The sequence below is a fragment of the Sunxiuqinia sp. A32 genome (genome assembly GCF_052690465.1).
In genome coordinates this window covers 168,446-188,786 of the sequence record NZ_JBQYLI010000001.1, presented here as the reverse complement: position 1 = coordinate 188,786, position 20,341 = coordinate 168,446, and the positions used below count along the sequence as shown (strand labels likewise).

Sequence of the window (20,341 nt, the reverse complement as noted above, 5' to 3'; positions counted from 1 at the left end):
TTAATCATCTTCTGCGCGGCCGCTTGGATGACATTCGAAACAAGAAACGCCATTGTATACGTAATTTCTCACTTCGTTATGCCTTCCGTCAGTGTTTGACTGACTGTGTTCATGGCAGGTAATACAACTGAAAACACTGTAATTCCCGGCGTTCGTATGGCAATCTGCACAATCATTCCACTCATTCCGATGTCGCCCGCTATAAATTGGGAAATACTGGTTATCATGATCAAAAGTGGCCGGCTTCCATCCCGGATTCAACTTATGACATTCTGCACAATCATTGGAGAAATTTTGTTGCTGATGATTCGGACTCGTTGTTGAGTTATAATCCGACTGATGACATGAAATACAATCACTGGCGATTTTGCCAAAGGTACCAGATGTGTGACATTGGGTACAGCTAATGGAATGTCCTCCTGTCAGTGGGAAGAAATCATGTTCAAAATTCGCAGATGACCAGCCAACTGACCTCACACCATGGCACTCCAAACAGTCTGTTGAATATCCAGACTCCTGATGATTTGGAGATGTAGTCGCCAGATAATCTGCCTGATGACAATCCACACATTCAACACTGAGTGGTTCAAATTGCAGGGAACTGGCATCTTCATGACATGAAAAACAATCAGCAGTTGCATGAGCCCCAATCAAAGGAAAGCGTGTTTGTCGATGCATCTGTATCGGATTCTTTACAATCCAGGAATTCGGAGTGTGACAGCGCTCGCAATCTGTCCCCACCGAATTTTGATGCATATCCAAATGGCAGGAGACACATTCGTCTTTTGCAGCTGCAAAATTCAAATTGGTATGGCAGCTTCTGCAATCAACAAACTGGTGCTGCCCTTTCAAATCAAAACCAGTCTCAGAATGAAAAAAGCTCATTTCTTTTTGAAGCAATTCCCAGCTTTCTTCGGAGTGACATTTGGCACAGTCCATTTCAAAATCATCGCCATGAGGCGATTGTCCCATCAACTGAAAAACGGATAAACTTAAAATAATCAGGAATGACAATTTGCGCATTTAATTTGCTTAAAAAGTTTATACTTCACATACGTGCCCTGCTTATCGTCAACAGGTTTATGACACTTTTCACAGTTCACCTCAACATGGGCCCCTTCCAACTTGAAACGGGTTTTATCGTGATCAAATTGCCCAATTTCCCAATTATCAAAGCTATGGCAACGATCACATTCGGTTTGAGATTTCACTTCAAATTGCTTACGATGTACATCTGCGTGGCAGGATTCACATTTCACAGAAAGGTCTTTGAATTTTTGAGAGAAGTTCATCTCATCAATCAGAGCAAAGTGACACTCCCGGCAATTAGTCTCAGCATGTTTCCCTGTTAAATTGAAATTCGTTTTCCGGTGATCGAAACTCACCTGGTTCCACGCTTCAATGTTGTGACAGGTTTCACATCGATTCTCCGGAATGTATTTTTCGGAAATAAAACCCTGGTGGATATTTTCATGGCAATCCACACATTGCTTGCCAACATTTCTGAATTCCCATCTTTCATTTTCTTTTTGATGACAGGCAAAACATGGGGTCGCCAGATGTGACGCTTCTAGCTTAAAATTACCCTTATTATGCTTTTCAACGGTAAAGAATGAAGGAGTAAACCCATCTACCGTATGGCACTCTTCACAATCGGGCTTTACGCCATTTTCAATGAATTGCCCTTTGTGGTAATCGGCATGGCAGCTTGAGCATCGGTTATGAGCAATTGGTTCCGTATACGATCCTTTGTGACATCTTCTACAATCCACCTTCTGATGTTTTCCTTTTAGCGGATATCCCGTTTGATTGTGATTAAAATCTGCTAATCCCGCTACCTGGTGAAACGACTGTTCGCTGTGACACTGCCTGCAATCCTGACCAAATTTATTGTCGTGCACATCTTTATGACATGCTGTACAGTTGGCAAATTCCAAGTCTGAAAACTGTTGAAACTTCTGCCCATTTTGTTGCCCAATTTTATGACATTTACTGCAATCCACTTTCTGATGCTGACCAATTAGAGGATACTCCGTTTGCTGATGGTCAAACTTAATCGCCGGAGCAAAAGAATCAAATCCATGGCAGGAAGTACATTTTTGATCCATGGTTTTTTGGTGGTAGTCATCATGGCAAGAAAGACAGCTAGTTTCCAATCCCAGAAATGTGTCGCCTTTCTTTTGGGAGATTTTATTATCGATATTCGCCGATTGGTGACATTTCATGCAATCTGTTTTTGCATGTTTACCTTCTAAAATATACCCGGTTATGGCGTGGTTAAAATTGCTGGTATCCAATCGGGTTATCTGAAATTTCCTTCCATGATGCTCACTGTGACATGCAAAACAATCTTTGCCCTCAACTTCATTTGAGGCATGATATCCCTTGCTTTTCTTAATTAAGGCATCAATTTCAGTATGACAAGCCAGGCATTTCTGATTAGTTACCTTTTCTCCTAAAACGTGGCATTCAGTGCAATTGGAAAGTCCTTCCAAATGCTGATGAGCCTGCGTAAGATCACCAGGAGAAAGCTGTGCCATGGTTGACAATGACCACAATAACAAGCAAATTATTTGAAAAAGGTTTTTCAATTGCGAATTTGATTTACTAACTAAATTAACGAATTTGATGATTACATTCCTTAATCGATACCCGATCCGTTTCTAATGTTTCAAAACGGCTTCCCCAAACTTCCTGGTAATGCGGATTCCTGCTTTCTCCAGAAACTGAACCGGTAGTTCCCCTCCGGCAAACACATACACCAAATCATTTTCAAGTTCCGTATTTTCACCGCCCACGTTTATATGCACCTGGCCACTTTCTATTTTTGTAAGTTTGGAATTAAATAAAACCTTCAGCTCATTGGCTTGAATCGCTGATTCTATCTTCTGCCTATTCTTCGGTTTTAAGCGGCTAAAAACATCCTTTCGATAAGACAGACAAACTTCATTTTGATCTTTCAAAAGCAAGGCTGCTTCAACAGCCGAATCGCCCCCTCCTACTACCACTATTTTCTTATTTAGTATGTTTTCCGGCTCCAGTAAACGATAAGCGACTTTTATACTCTCTTCGCCTGTAACACCCAATTTACGGGGTGTTCCTCTCCGTCCTATGCTCAATAAAACCTTCCTTGACCGATACACATCTCCGGTATTCGTAATCGTTTCAAAATGCCCGTTCACGCGGGTGATTGATTCTACTTTCTGACGTTCCTTGATTGATATTTCGTTTTTCGTTAACACATCATTCCATAAATCCAGCAGTTCGGACTTACTGGTTTCAAATAATTTCACTTTGCCATAAAGTGGCAAATCCATTGGCGAAGTCATCACAATTTTGGCTCGTGGAAAAGTATAAACCGTTCCTCCCAACGAATCCTGCTCTAAAGTAATGGTCGAGAGCTTTAGTTTCTTTGCCGTCAATGTTGCTGAAATTCCGGCTGGCCCAGCTCCAACTATTAACAAATCACAATCGGCCTCCACTTCTTTATCTATTGTTTTTGACAAATTTTCAACAGCCTGCTTGCCCTGTTCCACGGCATTCCGAATTAATCCCATCCCTCCAATTTCACCCGCAATGTATATTCCGGGCACATTGGTTTCGAAAAATTCATTCACATGAGGAAGATCCACCCCACGCTTTTCAGTACCAATAAACAAACTAATAGCATGTGTCGGACAAGCATGGAAGCAGGCTCCATGCCCCACACATTGCGATGCATTAATTGTAGTTGCCTGTCCGCTGCGAATTCCTAAAATATCTTTCTCCGGGCAAGCCGTAATGCAGGCTCCTGTTTGAATGCATGAATTTGGATCAACCACCGGATGAAGGGAAACCGGCTCGTGCAATCCCTCCTCTTTTGCCAGCTTTATTTTTTCTTCGACAATTTGTGAATTTCGTCGCATCTTTCTCAAATAGAACCACACGATCATCAAGAACAGTAGTCCGACCGTTGAATAAATGACGATATTTTCAATCAGTACTTCCATGGTTTAAAAGATCCATTTGTAGCCAAAGACTAAAGTAACTGCAACATGCACCAGCATAATGACAAGCATCACCAGAGCAAAAGGCAAATGGGCAACGTGCCAATAACGAAAAAGGTTTTGCATGTTCCTCAGTCGATCAATCTTTCGATTTAGGTTGATTTCTGATACCAAAATCTTCTTTATCTCACGTGAGTTTTCCTTTGAAAGTTGCTGAGTCTTTAATTCATATTTTATGCGACGCTGAAGAGCCATTTCAAACTTAAATTTCACCCAAAACCTCATTGCCATATTTTTATCAGCCGAATCCGGACGTTCTTTCACTGCATCCAACAACTTTCGTAAAACCAATTCATCCAAATTGTATTTTTCTTTTAATACTCGATGAAGTTCGTCTTTCTTTTCATCCAATTCATTCAAGCTTAATTCACGACCTTCAATAGACCGTGGAATTTGGAGGTATATATAACGACCAATCACACCACTTAGAACCACCGCTACCATACTCCAAAAACTAATGGCAACCAAGCCGCCAAACTTAAATGCAGTGTGTAAAAGAACCAACGCAGGCCCCAAAGTGCATAGGAAAATATGAAACTCCAACCAATACTTTAGCACGCCAATTCGTGAAAATCGTCTCACTCTTTTTCTCAACATATAAAGAGAAACACCAACCAACATCATTAGCGAGCCAATTATGCCAAATCCATGTCCCCACGAGCCACTAGGTTTTAGTGACTGATGTTGATCGTGAAAAAAGCGATCTTCAAGTTGCAATTGGTAGTAAGAAAATCCTGAATAGGAAAGATAAGCAACCACGAAAAAGACAGCGATTACCATTATCGAAAGATATATTTTGTGTGTAATCGGCCTCATCTTCAATCGTTTTTCTAATAACGAAAAATAGTGATTTTATTGCGTTAAAAAGCTCTTTATATTTTGTGATCACATTTCCTTTTGTCAGATCCTGAAGCAGGTTCAGGATGACTTCATGGGCTTTACAGACATCTCCAGTCCATCTTTTTACTCCCGACTCGAATAGAACCGCTTTAAAATAGAGCCATCATTTGCTTCTTTTGACAAGGATTCAATGGTGTTTTTAGGAACATCATAAACATCCAGTAGAATCAGTCCATCCAGGCAATTATTGAATTTCGGGTCCACATTGAAACCAATGATCTTCGCATTCAGCTTAATGTATTTTTTTAATAAGACAGGTAATCCGCTGTTCATTTCATCAGCATCTCCAATAAAGCGATCCAGTTTGTTAATATCATCCATATTTTCCAGAATCACATTCATATTTGGATCCTGACTTTTGAATTTATAGGATTTTCGTGGACGGATGTTTTTAGCCTGATCCCAGTCAAAATGCTGCGACATGATGAATTTTATGATTAACTCTTTGGAGGTTTTTGAATAATTATCGCTGATACTAACCGGACCAATCAAATATCGATACTCCGGATTTTTCAGCAAGAAATAGAGAATGCCTTTCCAAAGCAGAAACAAGGACATGGGTTGACGCTGATATTCCTTGATAATAAAGGAACGCCCCAGTTCCAGCGATTGCTCCAGAATAGGTTCAAAGCCCTCCTTAATTCGAAATAAACTCTGCGTGTAAAAACCGCGAACTCCAAACTCGTGCAAAATATCAGCCCCTTTACCTATTCGGTATGCTCCAACCAGTCGTTGTTCGGCATCATCCCAAATAAAAAGCTGGTTATAGTATAAATCAAACTCATCCAGATCGATGCTGCGATTGGTTCCCTCTCCTACTTCGCGGAAAGTAATTTCCCGTTGACGCCCAATTTCAGTAAGTATATTTGGAATTTCGTTGGAAGGAGCGCAATAAATAGCAAAGTTCTTCAACTTAAATACCAGGCGATTTTCAGTAAGTCCACCAATCTCAGCCACTAAACTTTCGCTTGGTACCGGTGGTGCTATTAACTCAACTTTCTTCTGCCGCTTAAGCGAGTAATTAAAGAACCGTCGCACTTCAATGGGACTTTCCAAACTATAGGTTTTGGCACGCAAATAACGACCAAATTGATATACCTCCGGAAAGCTTTCCTGCTCTTTAACTGAAATGGCTGAACCCAACCGAACTTTAACGACCTTCTTCTTCTTATTTAGAAACTCTGAAGGAAGCTTCACCGTTTGCAAATTTGGATGAATACGACCAATCAAATGAAACAAGCGGCTGTTTTTTCCAATAAAATGAACGGGGATTACCGAAACTTCCGAGCGTTTAATGAATTTCAATATGGAATATTGCCACTGCCTGTCGGTAATTTTGTTGTGTGCACCATAACCAGAAACTTCACCCGCAGGAAAAATACACAGAGCACCTCCACCTTGAATATGCTTCATCGCATTCTTCATTTCTCCAAACCCCGGAGATGTGTCTTTTCTGCCTTCCAGAGGATTTGCATCGAGAAAAAACTGGCTGATCGGATCAATCTTCTTCAATAGAAAATTGGCCATCACCTTTACATCAGGACGAATCTTGCTTAAAATTTTAATGAGCAAAATGCCATCCAGCCCGCCAAAGGGGTGATTGGAGACGACTATAAAAGGTCCTTGCTTTGGAATTTTCCGAAGTTCTCCCTCATCAAACTCAAAATTGATTTCCAGAATCTTTATCAATTCATCAATAAACTCAACACCTTCCTTATCGGCAATTTGCCCGTAGATTTTATTAAGCTTATTAAAACGAAGTACATACATGATAAATTTGGCGAGGTTTTCACCGCCCAGAAACGCCAGGTAAGGATTGGCCTTGAGAATATCCTTGGGTTTTACGATATCCATATTTTTCGAATCTATATGATGTTAAAAATATAAAACCAATACATACCATTTACAGAAACCAGTGTTTTTTTTAACATTTGAAGAAATATGCAAACTTTTAAACAAAAAAGACCCGAAAGTCTTTTTAATTCATAAAAGCTAAATACCTTTGTACCTGAATATTGATTTGATTGACGAAGCATGAATTTTTTATACCAGAAATATAAACCAACAGACTGGTTACCAACCACAAAAAAGGAAGTTGAACAACGAGGCTGGGATCAGCTGGATGTGATTTTATTTACAGGTGACGCCTATGTAGATCATCCCTCGTTTGGCGCAGCTGTAATCGGACGCATATTGGAAGCAGAAGGACTCAGGGTTGCTATTGTTCCGCAGCCCAATTGGCAGGATGACTTGCGTGATTTCAAAAAGTTGGGTGAGCCAAGATTATATTTCGCGGTAACGTCCGGCAACATGGACTCCATGGTCAATCATTACACGGCCAACAAACGCAAACGTTCCAACGATGCCTATACTCCCGGTGGACAAAGTGACAAACGCCCCGATTACGCAGCCACCGTCTATTGTAACATCCTGAAGAAATTATATCCGGATGTGCCATTGGTAGTCGGAGGAATTGAAGCTTCTTTGCGCAGGGTAACGCATTACGATTACTGGCAGGATCAATTAAAACCTTCCATTTTAAAAGAAGCACAGGCCGATTTGCTTTTCTATGGAATGGGTGAAAAATCAATCCTTGATTATACTCATTTAGTACAAAAAGGTGTTGATCCAAAAAGCATCACCAACCTTCCACAAACGGCTTTTCTGGTTGATCAAAACGAAAAGTTTGCCACCCAGAAGAAATGGAATAGTTTGGATTTGTATTCGCATGAAGAATGCCTGAGCGATAAGAAAAAGTTTGCCAAAAACTTTATGCACATCGAGGAAGAATCCAATAAGTCAGAGGCAAATGTTATTGTTCAAAAAATTGGGAAACAGCAGGTAGTTGTTAACCCGCCATGGCCACCTCTGGAGGAAAAGGAAATCGACAGCTATTATGATTTGCCGTTTACACGACTTCCTCATCCAAAATATAAAAACAAGGAAACGATTCCTGCATACGAGATGATTCGCCACTCCATCAATATTCACCGTGGGTGTTTTGGCGGCTGTACTTTTTGCACCATCTCGGCGCACCAGGGAAAATTTATTGCCAGTCGTTCTCAAAAGTCAGTTCTAAAGGAAGTGGAGCAGGTAACACAAATGCCCGACTTCAAAGGATATATTTCTGATCTGGGAGGCCCATCGGCAAACATGTACAAGATGAAAGGCATCCACGAGGAGATTTGCCGAAAGTGTAAACGCCCGTCCTGTATTTTCCCGGATGTGTGTAAAAACCTGAATATTGACCACCAGCCGATGCTCGACCTGTACCGGGAAGTGCGCAAAAACCCAAAGATCAAAAAGGCATTTATTGGCAGCGGTATCCGTTACGATATGATCTTGCATAAAACAAAAGACGAACAGGTCAATAAGAATAATATGACCTACCTGCGTGAGGTTGTCAAGCATCATGTTTCGGGACGTTTAAAAGTTGCGCCGGAGCATACTTCCGATGATGTTTTAAACATCATGAGAAAACCTTCGTTTTCACTTTTCTTTAAATTGAACAAGGTTTTTCAAGAGATCAATAAACAGGAAGGACTCAATCAGCAATTGATTCCGTACTTTATTTCGAGTCACCCGGGATGTAAGAATGTGGATATGGCCAACCTGGCTGCCGACACAAAAAAACTGGATTTCCGCCTGGAGCAGGTGCAGGATTTCACACCCACACCAATGACTTTGGCAACCGTGATTTTCTACACCGGATTTCATCCTTATACCATGGAGCCCGTGTTTACCGCCAAGTCGAAAAAGGAAAAGCTGGCCCAGCGCAAGTTCTTCTTTTGGTACAAACGCGAATATCGCCAGCAAATCAAACAGGAACTGCAAAAGCTAAAGCGGAAGGATTTGATTGAAAAAATACTTGGGTAGCTGTGAGCTGATAGCTATTAGCCATTAGCTTTTAGCTTTTAGTAAAGGAGAACGGAATAAGGAAACAGGAGACGGGTGAACGGAGACCGTCAATCGATAATTCGGTCATTCAGTATTTCAATCCTTCAGTAATTCAATCCTTCAGTAATTCAAAGAGAGTGAGCGCTGTGCTCTGCGAGCCGTGAGCTGTTAGTAAAGCAGAACGGCAAAAACAGAAGTTTAGGTTTAACTTGCCTTCGCTTTTAGAAACGTGAAAGACAACTTTATCATTTATCAGGATTTAAAAAACAGGACGCATAAAAAAGCAGTAATTAAAATCTTATTAGATTTGAAAACCAGTAAATGAGAAAATAAGCATTTACATCCTATTAAATTAAGTATAAATCTGTCAAGCTATTTTAGGAAAGGTCAAAAAGGGAGACGGGATTCTGTCAAGCTATTTTAGGAAAAGTCACTCTGTTGTATTTTTTTCACTTTCTGCCATAATTTTCAAACTTCAGTCTCATTTTTGGACATTTCTGCTGCAATTTTCAAGATCCTGTCTTATTTTTTCGCATTTCTGCCGTCTTTTTTTGTGTCCTGTTTCAAATTTATTGCGCCCTGTCCAACAGAAATCCGAAAATTTTAAACTGGAAAGGGAAGAAACAAACTGGACGACAAAATACCTTGCAGGGAAAGTAAAAGGTCAGCAGGATTCTGGGTATGGGTTGCAGAGTAATAGCTTTAGGTCTTAGATTTGAAAAACAACGCTAGGATTGCAAAGCTGTGCTAACGGGGGATTTCCAATAGAGATCCTGTCTGACTCGCAAGAATTGACAGTACCGGTTCGATTTGTCAAACCGAGAGGAACCCCGCCTGCCATATACAAATTGTAGTGTTTTCGTGCTTTTTCACTCAATACATTTTCATTTTTCTTGCTAGTATATAGCTTGTAACCATTACAATAAACAGTATTGAGGTTTTGACGAGAATCCAAATATTGGATGTATTTCCTTCCAAGTATCCAATAAGGGCCACAATGAACAGCCCAAATACTACAGGAAATGCTGTTATAAGGATTACAACTCTTCGCTCAATTGGTTCTTTAACAGCCCATAAAAGAAGAAAAGTCCAGCCTGTCATCAAAGTCCCACCAATTGCCATTATAAGCCTTGTTTGTATATCGGGATTGTAATTTGGTATTCCTACCATTGTACCGAACAATTTAGGGGATAGAAGTACAATTGCCCATAGCAAATCTGCACCGATACCCAACCAATATGCAATTTTTATCAAGAATAAATTTTTATTTTGTCCATTCATTATAAATGATTTTAGATTAGTAAGTTCTACAGTCGCATATTTTGTCGTTTTTGCATGACGGTCACTTGTAAGTTGTCGTTGCGGATTTCGGAGCTCGTTCCTATCCGGCAGGACGGAACGATGTTGCGAGAATCCAGCATACGATACACCACGAACCCCGCAATGCAATTCACAATTTGTTACAGGCAGTTTTTTATTCATTTTTTTGTTCTTCATCATGGACTATTTCCTGAGTTTCAGCTATAACTTTTTCAACCGTCTCTGTTTTCTCATCTTTTGTCCCTAATGACTTTTTATATGCTCTGTAATCTTCGCTTACCCAAATTTTATCTAATTCTAATTCAAGAATTTCGGTCAACTGTAGGCATGCTTCATAAGTTTGAAGAAAATATTGAATATCAACAGGTAGAAACTCGCCATTTTTTACTCTTGCAAGTGTTGCAGCCTTAGTAAGATAAATCTCATTTGCAATTCCGCTATTATGGATATGGATGTCTCTTGTTGCTTTTAATTCAATATATTTATGAAACGGAGGATGTTCAAGTAAATTTACGCCTACATATTTGTTAAATTCTTCCGAATAATCTTTAGGTGATTTATATGCTAATTCATTAAGGATATTATTTACAATTGAAATTTTAATTTCTTCAAGAGATTTTGCGCCAAGCGCAACTTCTACATCAACTTTTCTTTTGTTTGATATTTTATTAGGAAACTCCATTAAAATATTTCTAAATATTTCATTTTGTAAAGTATCCATAATTGTTACAAGTTGATAAATTCCATCCACAGGTAATTTTATTAAACTCAAATGCTTATACCTATTAATCAATTCATCTTTTGTGAAATCCCTTGTTGAATTTATTGGTGTATTGTCTGCTCTATAACCAACAGGATAAGTTATTGGTATTTTTTCTGCTTTCTCTTCATTTACCAATTCAATGAATTTTTCATATGCGATAAATGTCAATTGAGCCATTTCTCCTTGCAGAAAAAGCAAACTTCTTGAATCTGAAATTGATTTAAATAATCTGTCACCAAAACTTTTCATTTGTTTTCGTTTTTAAAATTGCCTGTAACTAGTTTATCTGTATACTAAAGGTTTACAATACTTCTTCGTGAGGGAAATATTGTAACCCTCCGGTATATTATATTTAAAAACTATCAAATGGATTTTAGCTCTTATTGCTAGCATCGATGTATGTTTCAGTTGTTTTAGTCAGGGCATGTTGTTGTAACCAAAAATCAGTTTCCTAATTTACAAAAACGATCAGAAATAATAGTTATGTACAGCTAATTTGGATTGGTTATAAATGGGGAAAGGAAACTCGAAGACAGAAGAAAGGAAAACGGAGACTGGAGACCGGAAGGTCAGTAGTTCAGTAATTCGGTCATTCTGTATTTCAGTAATTCAATTCTTCGGTAATTCAAAGAGGGTGAGCACTGAGCACCGGGCGCTGAGTGTGTAGAGGAGAAAGGAGACCGGAGGTAGCTTATTAGCTCTCCAATCAGTCATTCAGTATTTCGGTAATTCAATCAATCAGTGATTCAGTATTTCAGTCCTTCAATTAGTGAAACGCATAGCCGGCAGCCAATCCAATCCAATATTGAAACTCGTCATCGGAAAATACATTGGGCGCTGAGTAGTTTATAATTGGTCCCATGTTGAATTTAAACATAAAGCCATCGGTTTTAGGCTGAAACCGCATTCCAACCGGCAGATAGGAGACCACAAAATTTCCCGACTCTTCGGTGTAGGTATAATCGGAATTGAAAAAACGAAATTTTCTATTTTCAGTTTCGGAGGCATAGGTCAGGGAAAAACCAATTTCAAATTTCGTGTTTCTTTTACCCAACAGGTAATTTATTTCAAGAGGCACGGAAAACAGCTTGGTTTTTGTATATCCTTCACCTAAAAAAGGTTCCGTTTGTAAGGACTCCCAGCCAATCCCAATTCGCATCCCCAGTCCATCAGTTCGTCCTTTACGAAACCGAAAATCGTAATTTGCCGAGGTAACAGCTAAACCGGCACCTCCAAATTCAATAAAGACGCTCTTGTTAACGGTGTTTATGGTATCGTTTTCCTGCGAACTGGCAGTTACTGCCACTAGCATTGCCAAAATGAACGACAGCAGGTAGGAAGTAAAATTTCGTTTCATTGCCTGAATGTTAACTGGTATGATTGAATGCTGATTTTAAATACCGGGAACCTGATATTTTAGTAATTATCTACATTGGTTTTGTAGATGTGTTAAAAGAGAGTCTTGATCTACAAGACGATAAGGGGTCTGCTTTTTCGTTGTGTCACTAACTGTAAAAATGCAAAAACCGGCTTAGAATTTTTGCAATTTCAATTTACGAAAGTTATCAGAATAATTTTTACGAACTAATGATTTTGATTGGTTAAAAATGGGAAACACGGAGATGGGAGAAGGGAGCAAGGAAAACGTCATTCTGTAATTCGGTCATTCAGTAATTCAGTATCTCAGTATTTCAATCCTTCGGTAATTCAAAGAGAGTGAGCGCTGGGTAATGGGCATAGAGCAATGAGCATGGGGCGCTGGGCACTGAGTATGCACTGGAGAAAGGAAAAGGGAGAATGAAAAAGGGAAAGCGGGAGTAGCTTATTAGCTCTCCAATCAGTCCTTCAGTAATTCAATCAATCAGTCCTTCAGACACGAGTGATTGTTTTTCGATTTACCCCCAAAACCAGCATCCGTAAAATAAATAAGCCTGAAATTCTCAGTTACAGCTTATGCGTGCATAAAAATCGGCTCCGTGGTTGTTGACAATTTTGCCAAGGTTTTCTCTTCTTTTTCAGTAATCGGTTCAAAGTTATTCATAAACTCAAGAGCCTTTAAAAATAAGGTATTCTTTCCTGGAGGAACAGCCGCAGTAATATCTTTTGAAAGCGTAAACTTTAAGGCCATTTTCATAATTTCCTCATCCTGGATAGGGCGATACCAAACATTTTTAAATAGTTTTTCTTCACCTTCTTTCAGTCGGGTAAGCGCCATGGCTTTTAGGGCAAGAACACCCATTCCACGACTTATTGCCTCATCAAAAACCTGTGGGCCAAAATTTCCGGCATTCCAACAAGCAAAATTTAATGGAAAAAGAATGGAATCGAAATCGTAGTTTTTCATTGCGAGCATTGCTGCGTCAACCGAGTGAGCCGAAAATCCAACATGTTTTATTTTACCATCCTTTTTTGCTTTTACAACGGTTTCCATTGCACCTCCGGGGCCAAATACTTTTTCAACTTCCTCAACAGAAGTCAACGCATGTAATTGGTACAAATCGAAATAATCGGTTTTCAATAATCGAAATGATTCTTCCAGGTTTTTCTGTGCACCCACCGCATCGCGCTCATGAGTTTTACAGGCAAGAAAACAGTTTTTACGGTAAGCTTTCAATGCTGGCCCGAGCTTCTCCTGCGCATTTCCATAATTCGGTGCGACATCGTAATAATTAACACCTAAATCGTATGCCTTGGCAACAAGTTCATTGGCAAAATCCTGAGGATTATCGTTCAGCATGATTCCACCAAATCCAATAATAGAAAGCTTTTCGCCTGTTTTTCCGAGCTTTCTTCTAGGAATTTTATAATCGGGTGAGAAATTGTTCCCAAAACTCCTAATCGTGGGAATGCTAAGTGCCAGTCCGCTTAAAGCACTGTTTCTGATAAAAGATCTACGTTTCATTTTTTGTGTTTTTAGATTTGTTTCAAGTTGGCTCTTACTAAGTTAGTGATAATCTGAAACAAATAAAACCATTGATTTTACGCCTCGAATTAGCAATTGAGAAGCGCGATCTCATCATACATGAGTAGCCATTGTGCTTAAATTTTCAGAGTCTCAATATTCGAATTGCACCCTGTATAACCAACACGAAAACGATGGTTCCGATAATCAAGTCAGGTTTGTTTGAGTTGAGCCAGTTAACCAGCAAACCGGCTACAATCACTCCAAGGTTAATAATCACATCATTGGAGGTGAAAATCATGCTGGCTTTCATATGTGCCTCCTTGCTTTTGGATTTTTGCAGCAAATAAAGGCAAATGCCGTTTGCAATAAGTGCAAATATTGAGATGACAATCATGGTGGTAAAATCGGGTAATTCCTCCGCTCCGAAGAATCGCCTCAACACCTCCACAAACCCGATGACGGCCAGTGTTATTTGAAAATATCCAGCGAGCCTTGCAATCCGCTTTTTTCGTATCAACGTGCCACCAACCGCAAAAAGGCTGATACCGTAAACAAACGAGTCGGCCAGCATATCCAGACTATCCGCAACCAATCCCATTGATTTTGAAAACAGCCCGGTTGTCATTTCAATGATGAAGAAAGCGAAGTTAATCGCCAGTACCGACCACAAAAGCTTCCTTTGTTGTGAATTCTCTTCAAAATCAACCGGATCAGCGTGATCGGTTGTCAGCTTTTTGCCACCCAAATTGAGCTCGTAAATGGACTTTTCAATCTGCTCAATTTCGCCACTGTGAAAGACAGTTAATTTTCTATTCGGAATGTCGAATTCAAGGTTTTTAATACCTGCAATTCCGTCCAGTTTCATTCGGATCAGGTTTTCTTCCGATGGACAATCCATTTTAGTGATTTCAAATATGGTCTTTTCCATATACGTTTTGTTTTCTTGTGTTGGCAATCGCATGAGCATCAACGCTTTTTTCTTTAACAAGACTAATTAGGTTTGGTTCTAAATGAGCAAAGCGCGGAGAAAGGAGAAGGAAGAACGGAGAACGGAGGCGGGAAAACGGAATAAGCAATTTAGGACTACAGTGATTCAGTAAATCAATAAATCCTTCCTTCAGTTATTAACCAATCGACTGTTCAATCAGACAGGTAAATACTGTGAAATGAAATTTTGATGACTAGATATTAAGACTGCTAACTCAAGATTCGGCACTCTCCTCCTCTTGCACTCCTTTGCAGCTTTTACTGGCAAAGAAAGCAATCACAATAAAACTAACGATGAGGACGATGCGATATTCTTTTAATGGATTATTGGCGATAAAGTTAGTGAGGGCAATCACTAACGCAACAAAGTTGATGACTAATACGATGAGCAAAATTTTACGAATACAAGTCTTTTTCATAAAAGCGAAATAATCAATTAGCGACAATCGGTATTTAGTGATTTAATTTTCATTTTTCAACAAGTGACTAAATTACGAATTATCCAAGATCTTAACTGTTAAATTCAAAGTTTTATTATCAATTTCCCATCTCAAACAATCCTCAGGCATCGCATGTTTATAATTCTTAGATCATTAAAACTTTTATCATGGCCACAGTAAATATTTATCTGACTTTTAACGGGAACTGCAGAGAGGCATTCAATTTTTACCAATCGGTTTTTGGTGGTGAATTTCCATATGTTGGAACTTATGGGGAAATGCCACCCCAGGAAGGAATGCCGCCACTTCCCGAAGATCAAAAAGATCGTATTATGCATATCTCTCTCCCAATTAGTAAAGAAACCTCCCTCATGGGAAGTGATACCGGAGGTGAATGGGCTGCAAATTATAAAGAAGGGAACAACTTTTCGATTTCAGTGAATGCCGAAAGCAAAGAAGAAGCCGATCGTATTTTTGGTGCATTAGCGAAAGGCGGAGAAGTAAGCATGCCAATGGATAAAACCTTTTGGGGCTCCTACTTTGGAATGCTTACCGATCCTTTTGGAATTAATTGGATGGTTAGCTTTGAACTATCTAACCCGCAATAGGTAATTCGCCGAAATTGTAAAAAATGGTCATTCAGTTATTTGCCCGCTAACAAAAATGGGCAAACAATATTTTCTTGTATCTTGTCGAAAAAAAGATGAAGTTTAAATTATCCATATTCGCACTGGTTTTAACATTGTTCGCCAGTTGTGCCGAAATGCAGCAACTAGCAAAAACAATTTACGACGAGCAACAACCCCTCAGTCAGTCTGAAATTATTGCCGGACTTAAACAGGCTTTGGTGGTTGGAACTGACAGTTCGGTTGCTAAACTTTCAGTTGTTGATGGCTACTTAAAAGACGAAGCTGTAAAAATTTCACTTCCTCCCGAGGCGGATGCAATAACCAATAACCTAAGCAAGCTTCCGGGTGGGCAGGCATTGGTTGACAAAGTAATTACCAACATTAACCACGCAGCATCGGATGCGGCCAAAGAGGCAGCACCAATCATTATCAACAGCATTAAATCGATGACTATTCAGGATGCTGCAGGGATCTTAACTGGAGGAGATTATGCTGCCACTGAATACCTGAAAAAAACCAACTACGATGCGTTGGCAAACCTTTACGCACCTAAAATAAAAGTTTCGCTGGAGAAAAAATTGGTTGGCAATATTTCAGCACAACAATCATGGGATGAAATGACGGGAAAGTGGAATCAAGTTGCTGGTTCATTCGTTGGCCAAATAGCAAATCTCGAAAAAGTTGAAACGGACCTTAGCGCCTATCTCACGCAAAAAGCACTGGACGGACTTTTCCTAAAAATCGCCGAAGCTGAAAAAGATATCCGACAAGATCCGGCAGCCCGTGTAACCGATTTATTAAAAAGGGTGTTCGGGCGGTAAATTATCGTAAGATTGATTGATTGATTGAGATACGATCGTATTGGATGCATTGTTGGATGAACGATTTTTAGTTTCTGTTTCTTTTCATCGGAAAAGAGATGAAAGACTAAACCTAAAAACTACTAAACGTTCAAAGATGCGGTGCATGAATTGATTTCCATTTAATTAATCTATGCAAATGCACCTAATAATAACATTTTAACTTCTATCTCAGGGGTTTCATTAGATTCCACCCCGGGCTATTAATGGATCACTCCTTCAGAGTTACTTCCCATCGGCTATTATTTCATTTGAATCGTAAAAATCAAGAATGAATTGGCTGGGTTAACTCTTTCAGAAAGGTCTTTTTCTTATCATCCAGCAATGGAGATAATTCATCGAAAACCCGTTGGTGATACTGATTAAGCCAATCAATTTCGAAGGAGTCCATTAATGAAATAGTTATTGCTTTTTGATCAATCGGACAAAGTGTGAGCGTTTCGAACCCAAGGAACTTCCCAAAACCAAGCTCCCCCTTTTCCACACAAACAATTAAATTCTCGATGCGAATGCCATATTCACCATCCCGATATAAGCCAGGTTCGTTTGAAATCACCATTCCCGACTGAATAGCATACTCGTTAAACTCCTGCCGAATACTCATGGGACCTTCATGCACATTCAGAAAATAGCCAACTCCATGGCCCGTTCCATGACCATAGTTCAAACCATGCTGCCACAGTGCTTTTCGTGCCAACAAATCTAAATTACACCCTTTGGTTCCCTCAGGAAACTTAGCAGTTGCCAAGGCAATCATTCCTTTTAAAACAAGGGTGAAATCTTTCTTTTCCTGCTCCGTAGGTTCCGATAAAGCGATGGTTCGGGTAATATCGGTAGTCCCATCAAAGTATTGACCACCCGAATCAACTAGCAAAAAGCCATTTGGCTGAATATTCTTGGCAGTTTCATCAGTTACATGATAATGAACTACCGCCCCATGCTCACGATAACCGACAATTGGGAAAAAGCTGTCGCCAAAGAAATTGGCTTGCTTCGAACGAAAGTCATGCAGTTTCCGAGCAACATCCAATTCAGTAATTTCTTCGTTTCCAACGGTTTGATTTAACCAATATAGGAATTCAACCATCGCCACACCATCTCTTCGCATGGCATGGTGAATGTGATCAATTTCTATACCCATTTTTTTTGCTTTCAACTCGGTAGGAATTGAATTTCTATAAACCGGATGACACTTATCTGATAAATTATTAAACAACTGCTGATTGGTCTTTGACGGATCAATGAGCATTTGCGAGCTAACGGAGATTTCATTTAAAAATGAATTGACTTCATTATATGGTTTGAGAAGGATTTTCTCATAGGTCAACTTTTCTCTCAAAGGTTTCTCCAGCTTAACTTCATCAACAAAAAGCCAAACTTTTTCTAAGCCAATAACTCCATAGCCAAGAAATACCGGGTTAAAATCGACATCAGTTCCACGAAGGTTTAATGTCCATGCTAAATCATCTAACGCCGTAATCAGCAGATAGTCTGCCCCACTCTTTTTCATCTCTTGGCGAAGATGCTCAATCTTGTCACGCCGGGTTTGACCAACAAATTTTTCATCGTGCTCGAATATTTTGTCAACAGGAATTGTCGGACGATTCTCCCAAACGTTCATTAGCAAATCCTCAACAGGAGATACTTCAATTTGAAATTTTGAAAGCTCCTTTTGAAAGCTATTGAATTGATTAATTGATAGACAACTTGCATCAACACCCAACTTTTCGCCCTTGAACAATTGATTGCCAATCCACTCAACAGGTGATGGAGTTTCTGCCATACCAAGTTTCATTAACTGTATGCCTGTGCCCTCCAATTCTCTTTCAGCTTGTAAAAAATAGCGTGAATCCGTCCACAGAGCAGCTTCATTTTGTGAAACTAACACGGTTCCTGCAGAACCGGTAAAACCAGAAATAAACGCCCTACCCTGCCAATGATCAGGAACATATTCGCTTTGGTGAGGATCTGTTCCTGAAATATAAAAAGCCTGAACTCCCGCAGCTTTCATTTCTGTTCGCAATGATTCAATTCCTTTAGCTATTTTGTTCATCTTGAATTAACTTTTTAATTACTTGCTGAATAGAATAAGAAGGTATTTTTTCGACATCAATTTCATGGGGATGGTAAAACTCAAATCCGGAAATATCATCCATTGCCTTCAACCCTTCTATAGTTTCGAGTTCCACTTTGAATATTAAATCGAGTGTAAAAACAGAAAAGCCTGAAAATGGATATTCGTTTGGAAATGAGCACCAGTAGGAAAGGTTTTTCACTCCCACTCCCAATTCTTCTTTTATCTCCCGGGCAATCGCTTGTTCTGCAGTTTCCATAGGTTCAATAAAACCACCGGGCAAATCCAGCATTCCAAAATGAGGTTCAATGGCGCGACGAGTGAAAAGTAGTTTTCCTTCGTCATTGAAAATCAAACCAGCAGCAGCTGCCGACGTATTAAAGAAATAATGAAAGTCGCACTCCTTGCACTTTTTAGAGCGATCACCAGTTGCAATAAAATTAGCTGATCCACAACGTGGGCAAAATTGAAAAACATGAACTGGCAGAGTATCTGAAAACATAGATAAGTTTTACTTAGTAATTTCCATTGATTGTAGCCATTCTTTAAATAATTCGGGCCACTGTATTACGGGCAAATTTGAATCTTTTTTCATCCCAAAACCATGACTTCCCTTATGAAAGATGTGTAACTCTGCCGGAATATCGTACTTTTTTAATGCCATGTAAAACTCAATAGAATTTTGTGGTGGCACCGCTTTATCATCATCTGCTAAGATGAAAAAGGTTGGTGGTGTGTTTTTATCGACCCATAACTCGTTGGAATATTTTTTTGCCAGATTCCAATCATTGGTTTTGCCTATCAGATTGATGCGAGATCCCATGTGACCTACTTTTTCGTCGAAACTGATCACAGGATACAACAAGAGCATAAAATCAGGACGGCTACTCAATTTGGCCAGCTCATTATCAGCATCCGGATTTCCCATATCAAAATGAGTTCCAATGGTAGATGCCAAATGCCCACCAGCCGATGAACCTGCCACGCCGATTTTATTTATATCAAGGTTCCATTCCTTCGCTTTTGACCGCACCACACGCATGGCCTGCAATCCATCAGTGACAGGTATTTCGTGATTTCCATAGGGTAAGCGATATTTTAAAACGATACCGGCGACACCAATCGATTTTAAATATTCAGCAATATCAAATCCCTCATGTTCAATTGCCTCAATCCAATAACCGCCACCGGGGCAAATAACAACCGCTGCACCTGTGCTTTTTTCTTTTTCAGGAAGGTACACAAACAGTTCTGCTTCTGTTATATTCTCAACCCGGGTTATTCCGTCGTGGGTATACTCTTCCTTTCCCGGTGCTTCATTTTTATTTGGCGCGCCATTTGGCCAAAGTTTTAATGTTAAATCTTGCGCCATAACTTGTGAAATAAATAGTAAGCTAAATAATGCGAAAGTGATTTTCTTCATTTCTGGATTTTTTGTGGAAGAGTAAAAGTACAAATAAATCAAATTACCGTTATTCATTCGATAAGTTTATATATTAATTTTGAACGCTAACAATGAA

17 protein-coding genes are annotated in these 20,341 nt (G+C 39.5%); 3 read left to right on the top strand and 14 right to left on the bottom strand.

Features of this window, described 5'->3' with window-relative positions; genetic code table 11:
* The 5 genes from ACUNWD_RS00640 to ACUNWD_RS00620 form a co-directional block, all read right to left on the bottom strand.
* Positions 1-1,023, bottom strand: coding sequence for a hypothetical protein (locus ACUNWD_RS00640; protein WP_445585824.1), 1,023 nt, complete (start codon positions 1,021-1,023; stop codon positions 1-3).
* Positions 1,002-2,540, bottom strand: a complete 1,539-nt coding sequence (locus tag ACUNWD_RS00635) for a hypothetical protein (RefSeq protein ID WP_445585823.1) — start codon at positions 2,538-2,540, stop codon at positions 1,002-1,004. Before ACUNWD_RS00635 ends, ACUNWD_RS00640 begins: the two co-directional genes overlap by 22 nt.
* Before the next feature lie 123 nt (positions 2,541-2,663).
* On the bottom strand, positions 2,664-3,989 hold the full coding sequence (locus ACUNWD_RS00630) for an NAD(P)-binding domain-containing protein (protein WP_445585822.1): 1,326 nt from the start codon (positions 3,987-3,989) through the stop codon (positions 2,664-2,666).
* Between the two features lie 3 nt (positions 3,990-3,992).
* Positions 3,993-4,862, bottom strand: coding sequence for a hypothetical protein (locus ACUNWD_RS00625; protein WP_445585821.1), 870 nt, complete (start codon positions 4,860-4,862; stop codon positions 3,993-3,995).
* Between the two features lie 147 nt (positions 4,863-5,009).
* A complete protein-coding gene (locus tag ACUNWD_RS00620; protein WP_445585820.1) occupies positions 5,010-6,800 on the bottom strand; it encodes a GNAT family N-acyltransferase in 1,791 nt (596 codons plus the stop codon).
* A gap of 180 nt (positions 6,801-6,980) precedes the next feature.
* Here ACUNWD_RS00620 and ACUNWD_RS00615 point away from each other — a divergent pair, with 180 nt between their 5' ends.
* Positions 6,981-8,822, top strand: a complete 1,842-nt coding sequence (locus ACUNWD_RS00615; protein ID WP_445585819.1) for a YgiQ family radical SAM protein — start codon at positions 6,981-6,983, stop codon at positions 8,820-8,822.
* 894 nt (positions 8,823-9,716) lie between these two features.
* On the opposite strand, the gene ACUNWD_RS00610 is transcribed toward ACUNWD_RS00615, so the two are convergent.
* From ACUNWD_RS00610 to ACUNWD_RS00585, 6 genes are all read right to left on the bottom strand, one after another.
* A complete protein-coding gene (locus tag ACUNWD_RS00610; protein ID WP_445585818.1) occupies positions 9,717-10,325 on the bottom strand; it encodes a hypothetical protein in 609 nt (202 codons plus the stop codon).
* On the bottom strand, positions 10,318-11,175 hold the full coding sequence (locus tag ACUNWD_RS00605) for a hypothetical protein (protein ID WP_445585817.1): 858 nt from the start codon (positions 11,173-11,175) through the stop codon (positions 10,318-10,320). The genes ACUNWD_RS00610 and ACUNWD_RS00605 overlap by 8 nt, the downstream gene beginning before the upstream one ends.
* A gap of 517 nt (positions 11,176-11,692) precedes the next feature.
* Positions 11,693-12,283 (bottom strand): hypothetical protein, encoded by a 591-nt coding sequence (locus ACUNWD_RS00600; protein ID WP_445585816.1) that lies wholly within the window; start codon positions 12,281-12,283, stop codon positions 11,693-11,695.
* A gap of 594 nt (positions 12,284-12,877) precedes the next feature.
* Entirely contained in the window at positions 12,878-13,828 is a 951-nt protein-coding gene (locus ACUNWD_RS00595) for an aldo/keto reductase (RefSeq protein ID WP_445585815.1), read from the bottom strand.
* Positions 13,829-13,973: 145 nt separating this feature from the next.
* A complete protein-coding gene (locus tag ACUNWD_RS00590) occupies positions 13,974-14,759 on the bottom strand; it encodes a cation transporter (RefSeq protein WP_445585814.1) in 786 nt (261 codons plus the stop codon).
* A 274-nt stretch (positions 14,760-15,033) separates the two neighbouring features.
* Positions 15,034-15,237: a hypothetical protein gene (locus ACUNWD_RS00585; RefSeq protein ID WP_445585813.1), complete on the bottom strand. Its 204-nt coding sequence runs from the start codon at positions 15,235-15,237 to the stop codon at positions 15,034-15,036.
* Positions 15,238-15,425: 188 nt separating this feature from the next.
* On the opposite strand from ACUNWD_RS00585, the gene ACUNWD_RS00580 reads away from it, so the two are divergent.
* Together ACUNWD_RS00580 and ACUNWD_RS00575 are read left to right on the top strand one after the other, a co-directional pair.
* Entirely contained in the window at positions 15,426-15,866 is a 441-nt protein-coding gene (locus tag ACUNWD_RS00580) for a VOC family protein (protein WP_445585812.1), read from the top strand.
* Between the two features lie 95 nt (positions 15,867-15,961).
* On the top strand, positions 15,962-16,708 hold the full coding sequence (locus ACUNWD_RS00575) for a DUF4197 domain-containing protein (RefSeq protein WP_445585811.1): 747 nt from the start codon (positions 15,962-15,964) through the stop codon (positions 16,706-16,708).
* 304 nt (positions 16,709-17,012) lie between these two features.
* Here ACUNWD_RS00575 and ACUNWD_RS00570 read toward each other — a convergent pair whose 3' ends face one another.
* The 3 genes from ACUNWD_RS00570 to ACUNWD_RS00560 are packed head-to-tail and all read right to left on the bottom strand — an operon-like array spanning position 17,013 to position 20,244.
* Positions 17,013-18,800 (bottom strand): aminopeptidase P family protein, encoded by a 1,788-nt coding sequence (locus ACUNWD_RS00570; protein ID WP_445585810.1) that lies wholly within the window; start codon positions 18,798-18,800, stop codon positions 17,013-17,015.
* A complete protein-coding gene (locus tag ACUNWD_RS00565; RefSeq protein WP_445585809.1) occupies positions 18,784-19,323 on the bottom strand; it encodes an NUDIX domain-containing protein in 540 nt (179 codons plus the stop codon). Before ACUNWD_RS00565 ends, ACUNWD_RS00570 begins: the two co-directional genes overlap by 17 nt.
* Positions 19,324-19,332: 9 nt before the next feature.
* Complete coding sequence (locus ACUNWD_RS00560) at positions 19,333-20,244, bottom strand: alpha/beta hydrolase (RefSeq protein ID WP_445585808.1); 912 nt, start codon at positions 20,242-20,244, stop codon at positions 19,333-19,335.
* Positions 20,245-20,341: the final 97 nt, after the last annotated feature.

Coding starts and splice junctions, on each gene's coding strand:
- ACUNWD_RS00640 (WP_445585824.1), bottom strand. CDS start 1,023: ATGCGCAAATTGTCATTCCTGATTATTTTAAGTTTATCCGTTTTTCAG.
- ACUNWD_RS00635 (WP_445585823.1), bottom strand. CDS start 2,540: ATGGCACAGCTTTCTCCTGGTGATCTTACGCAGGCTCATCAGCATTTG.
- ACUNWD_RS00630 (WP_445585822.1), bottom strand. CDS start 3,989: ATGGAAGTACTGATTGAAAATATCGTCATTTATTCAACGGTCGGACTA.
- ACUNWD_RS00625 (WP_445585821.1), bottom strand. CDS start 4,862: ATGAGGCCGATTACACACAAAATATATCTTTCGATAATGGTAATCGCT.
- ACUNWD_RS00620 (WP_445585820.1), bottom strand. CDS start 6,800: ATGGATATCGTAAAACCCAAGGATATTCTCAAGGCCAATCCTTACCTG.
- ACUNWD_RS00615 (WP_445585819.1), top strand. CDS start 6,981: ATGAATTTTTTATACCAGAAATATAAACCAACAGACTGGTTACCAACC.
- ACUNWD_RS00610 (WP_445585818.1), bottom strand. CDS start 10,325: ATGAATAAAAAACTGCCTGTAACAAATTGTGAATTGCATTGCGGGGTT.
- ACUNWD_RS00605 (WP_445585817.1), bottom strand. CDS start 11,175: ATGAAAAGTTTTGGTGACAGATTATTTAAATCAATTTCAGATTCAAGA.
- ACUNWD_RS00600 (WP_445585816.1), bottom strand. CDS start 12,283: ATGAAACGAAATTTTACTTCCTACCTGCTGTCGTTCATTTTGGCAATG.
- ACUNWD_RS00595 (WP_445585815.1), bottom strand. CDS start 13,828: ATGAAACGTAGATCTTTTATCAGAAACAGTGCTTTAAGCGGACTGGCA.
- ACUNWD_RS00590 (WP_445585814.1), bottom strand. CDS start 14,759: ATGGAAAAGACCATATTTGAAATCACTAAAATGGATTGTCCATCGGAA.
- ACUNWD_RS00585 (WP_445585813.1), bottom strand. CDS start 15,237: ATGAAAAAGACTTGTATTCGTAAAATTTTGCTCATCGTATTAGTCATC.
- ACUNWD_RS00580 (WP_445585812.1), top strand. CDS start 15,426: ATGGCCACAGTAAATATTTATCTGACTTTTAACGGGAACTGCAGAGAG.
- ACUNWD_RS00575 (WP_445585811.1), top strand. CDS start 15,962: ATGAAGTTTAAATTATCCATATTCGCACTGGTTTTAACATTGTTCGCC.
- ACUNWD_RS00570 (WP_445585810.1), bottom strand. CDS start 18,800: ATGAACAAAATAGCTAAAGGAATTGAATCATTGCGAACAGAAATGAAA.
- ACUNWD_RS00565 (WP_445585809.1), bottom strand. CDS start 19,323: ATGTTTTCAGATACTCTGCCAGTTCATGTTTTTCAATTTTGCCCACGT.
- ACUNWD_RS00560 (WP_445585808.1), bottom strand. CDS start 20,244: ATGAAGAAAATCACTTTCGCATTATTTAGCTTACTATTTATTTCACAA.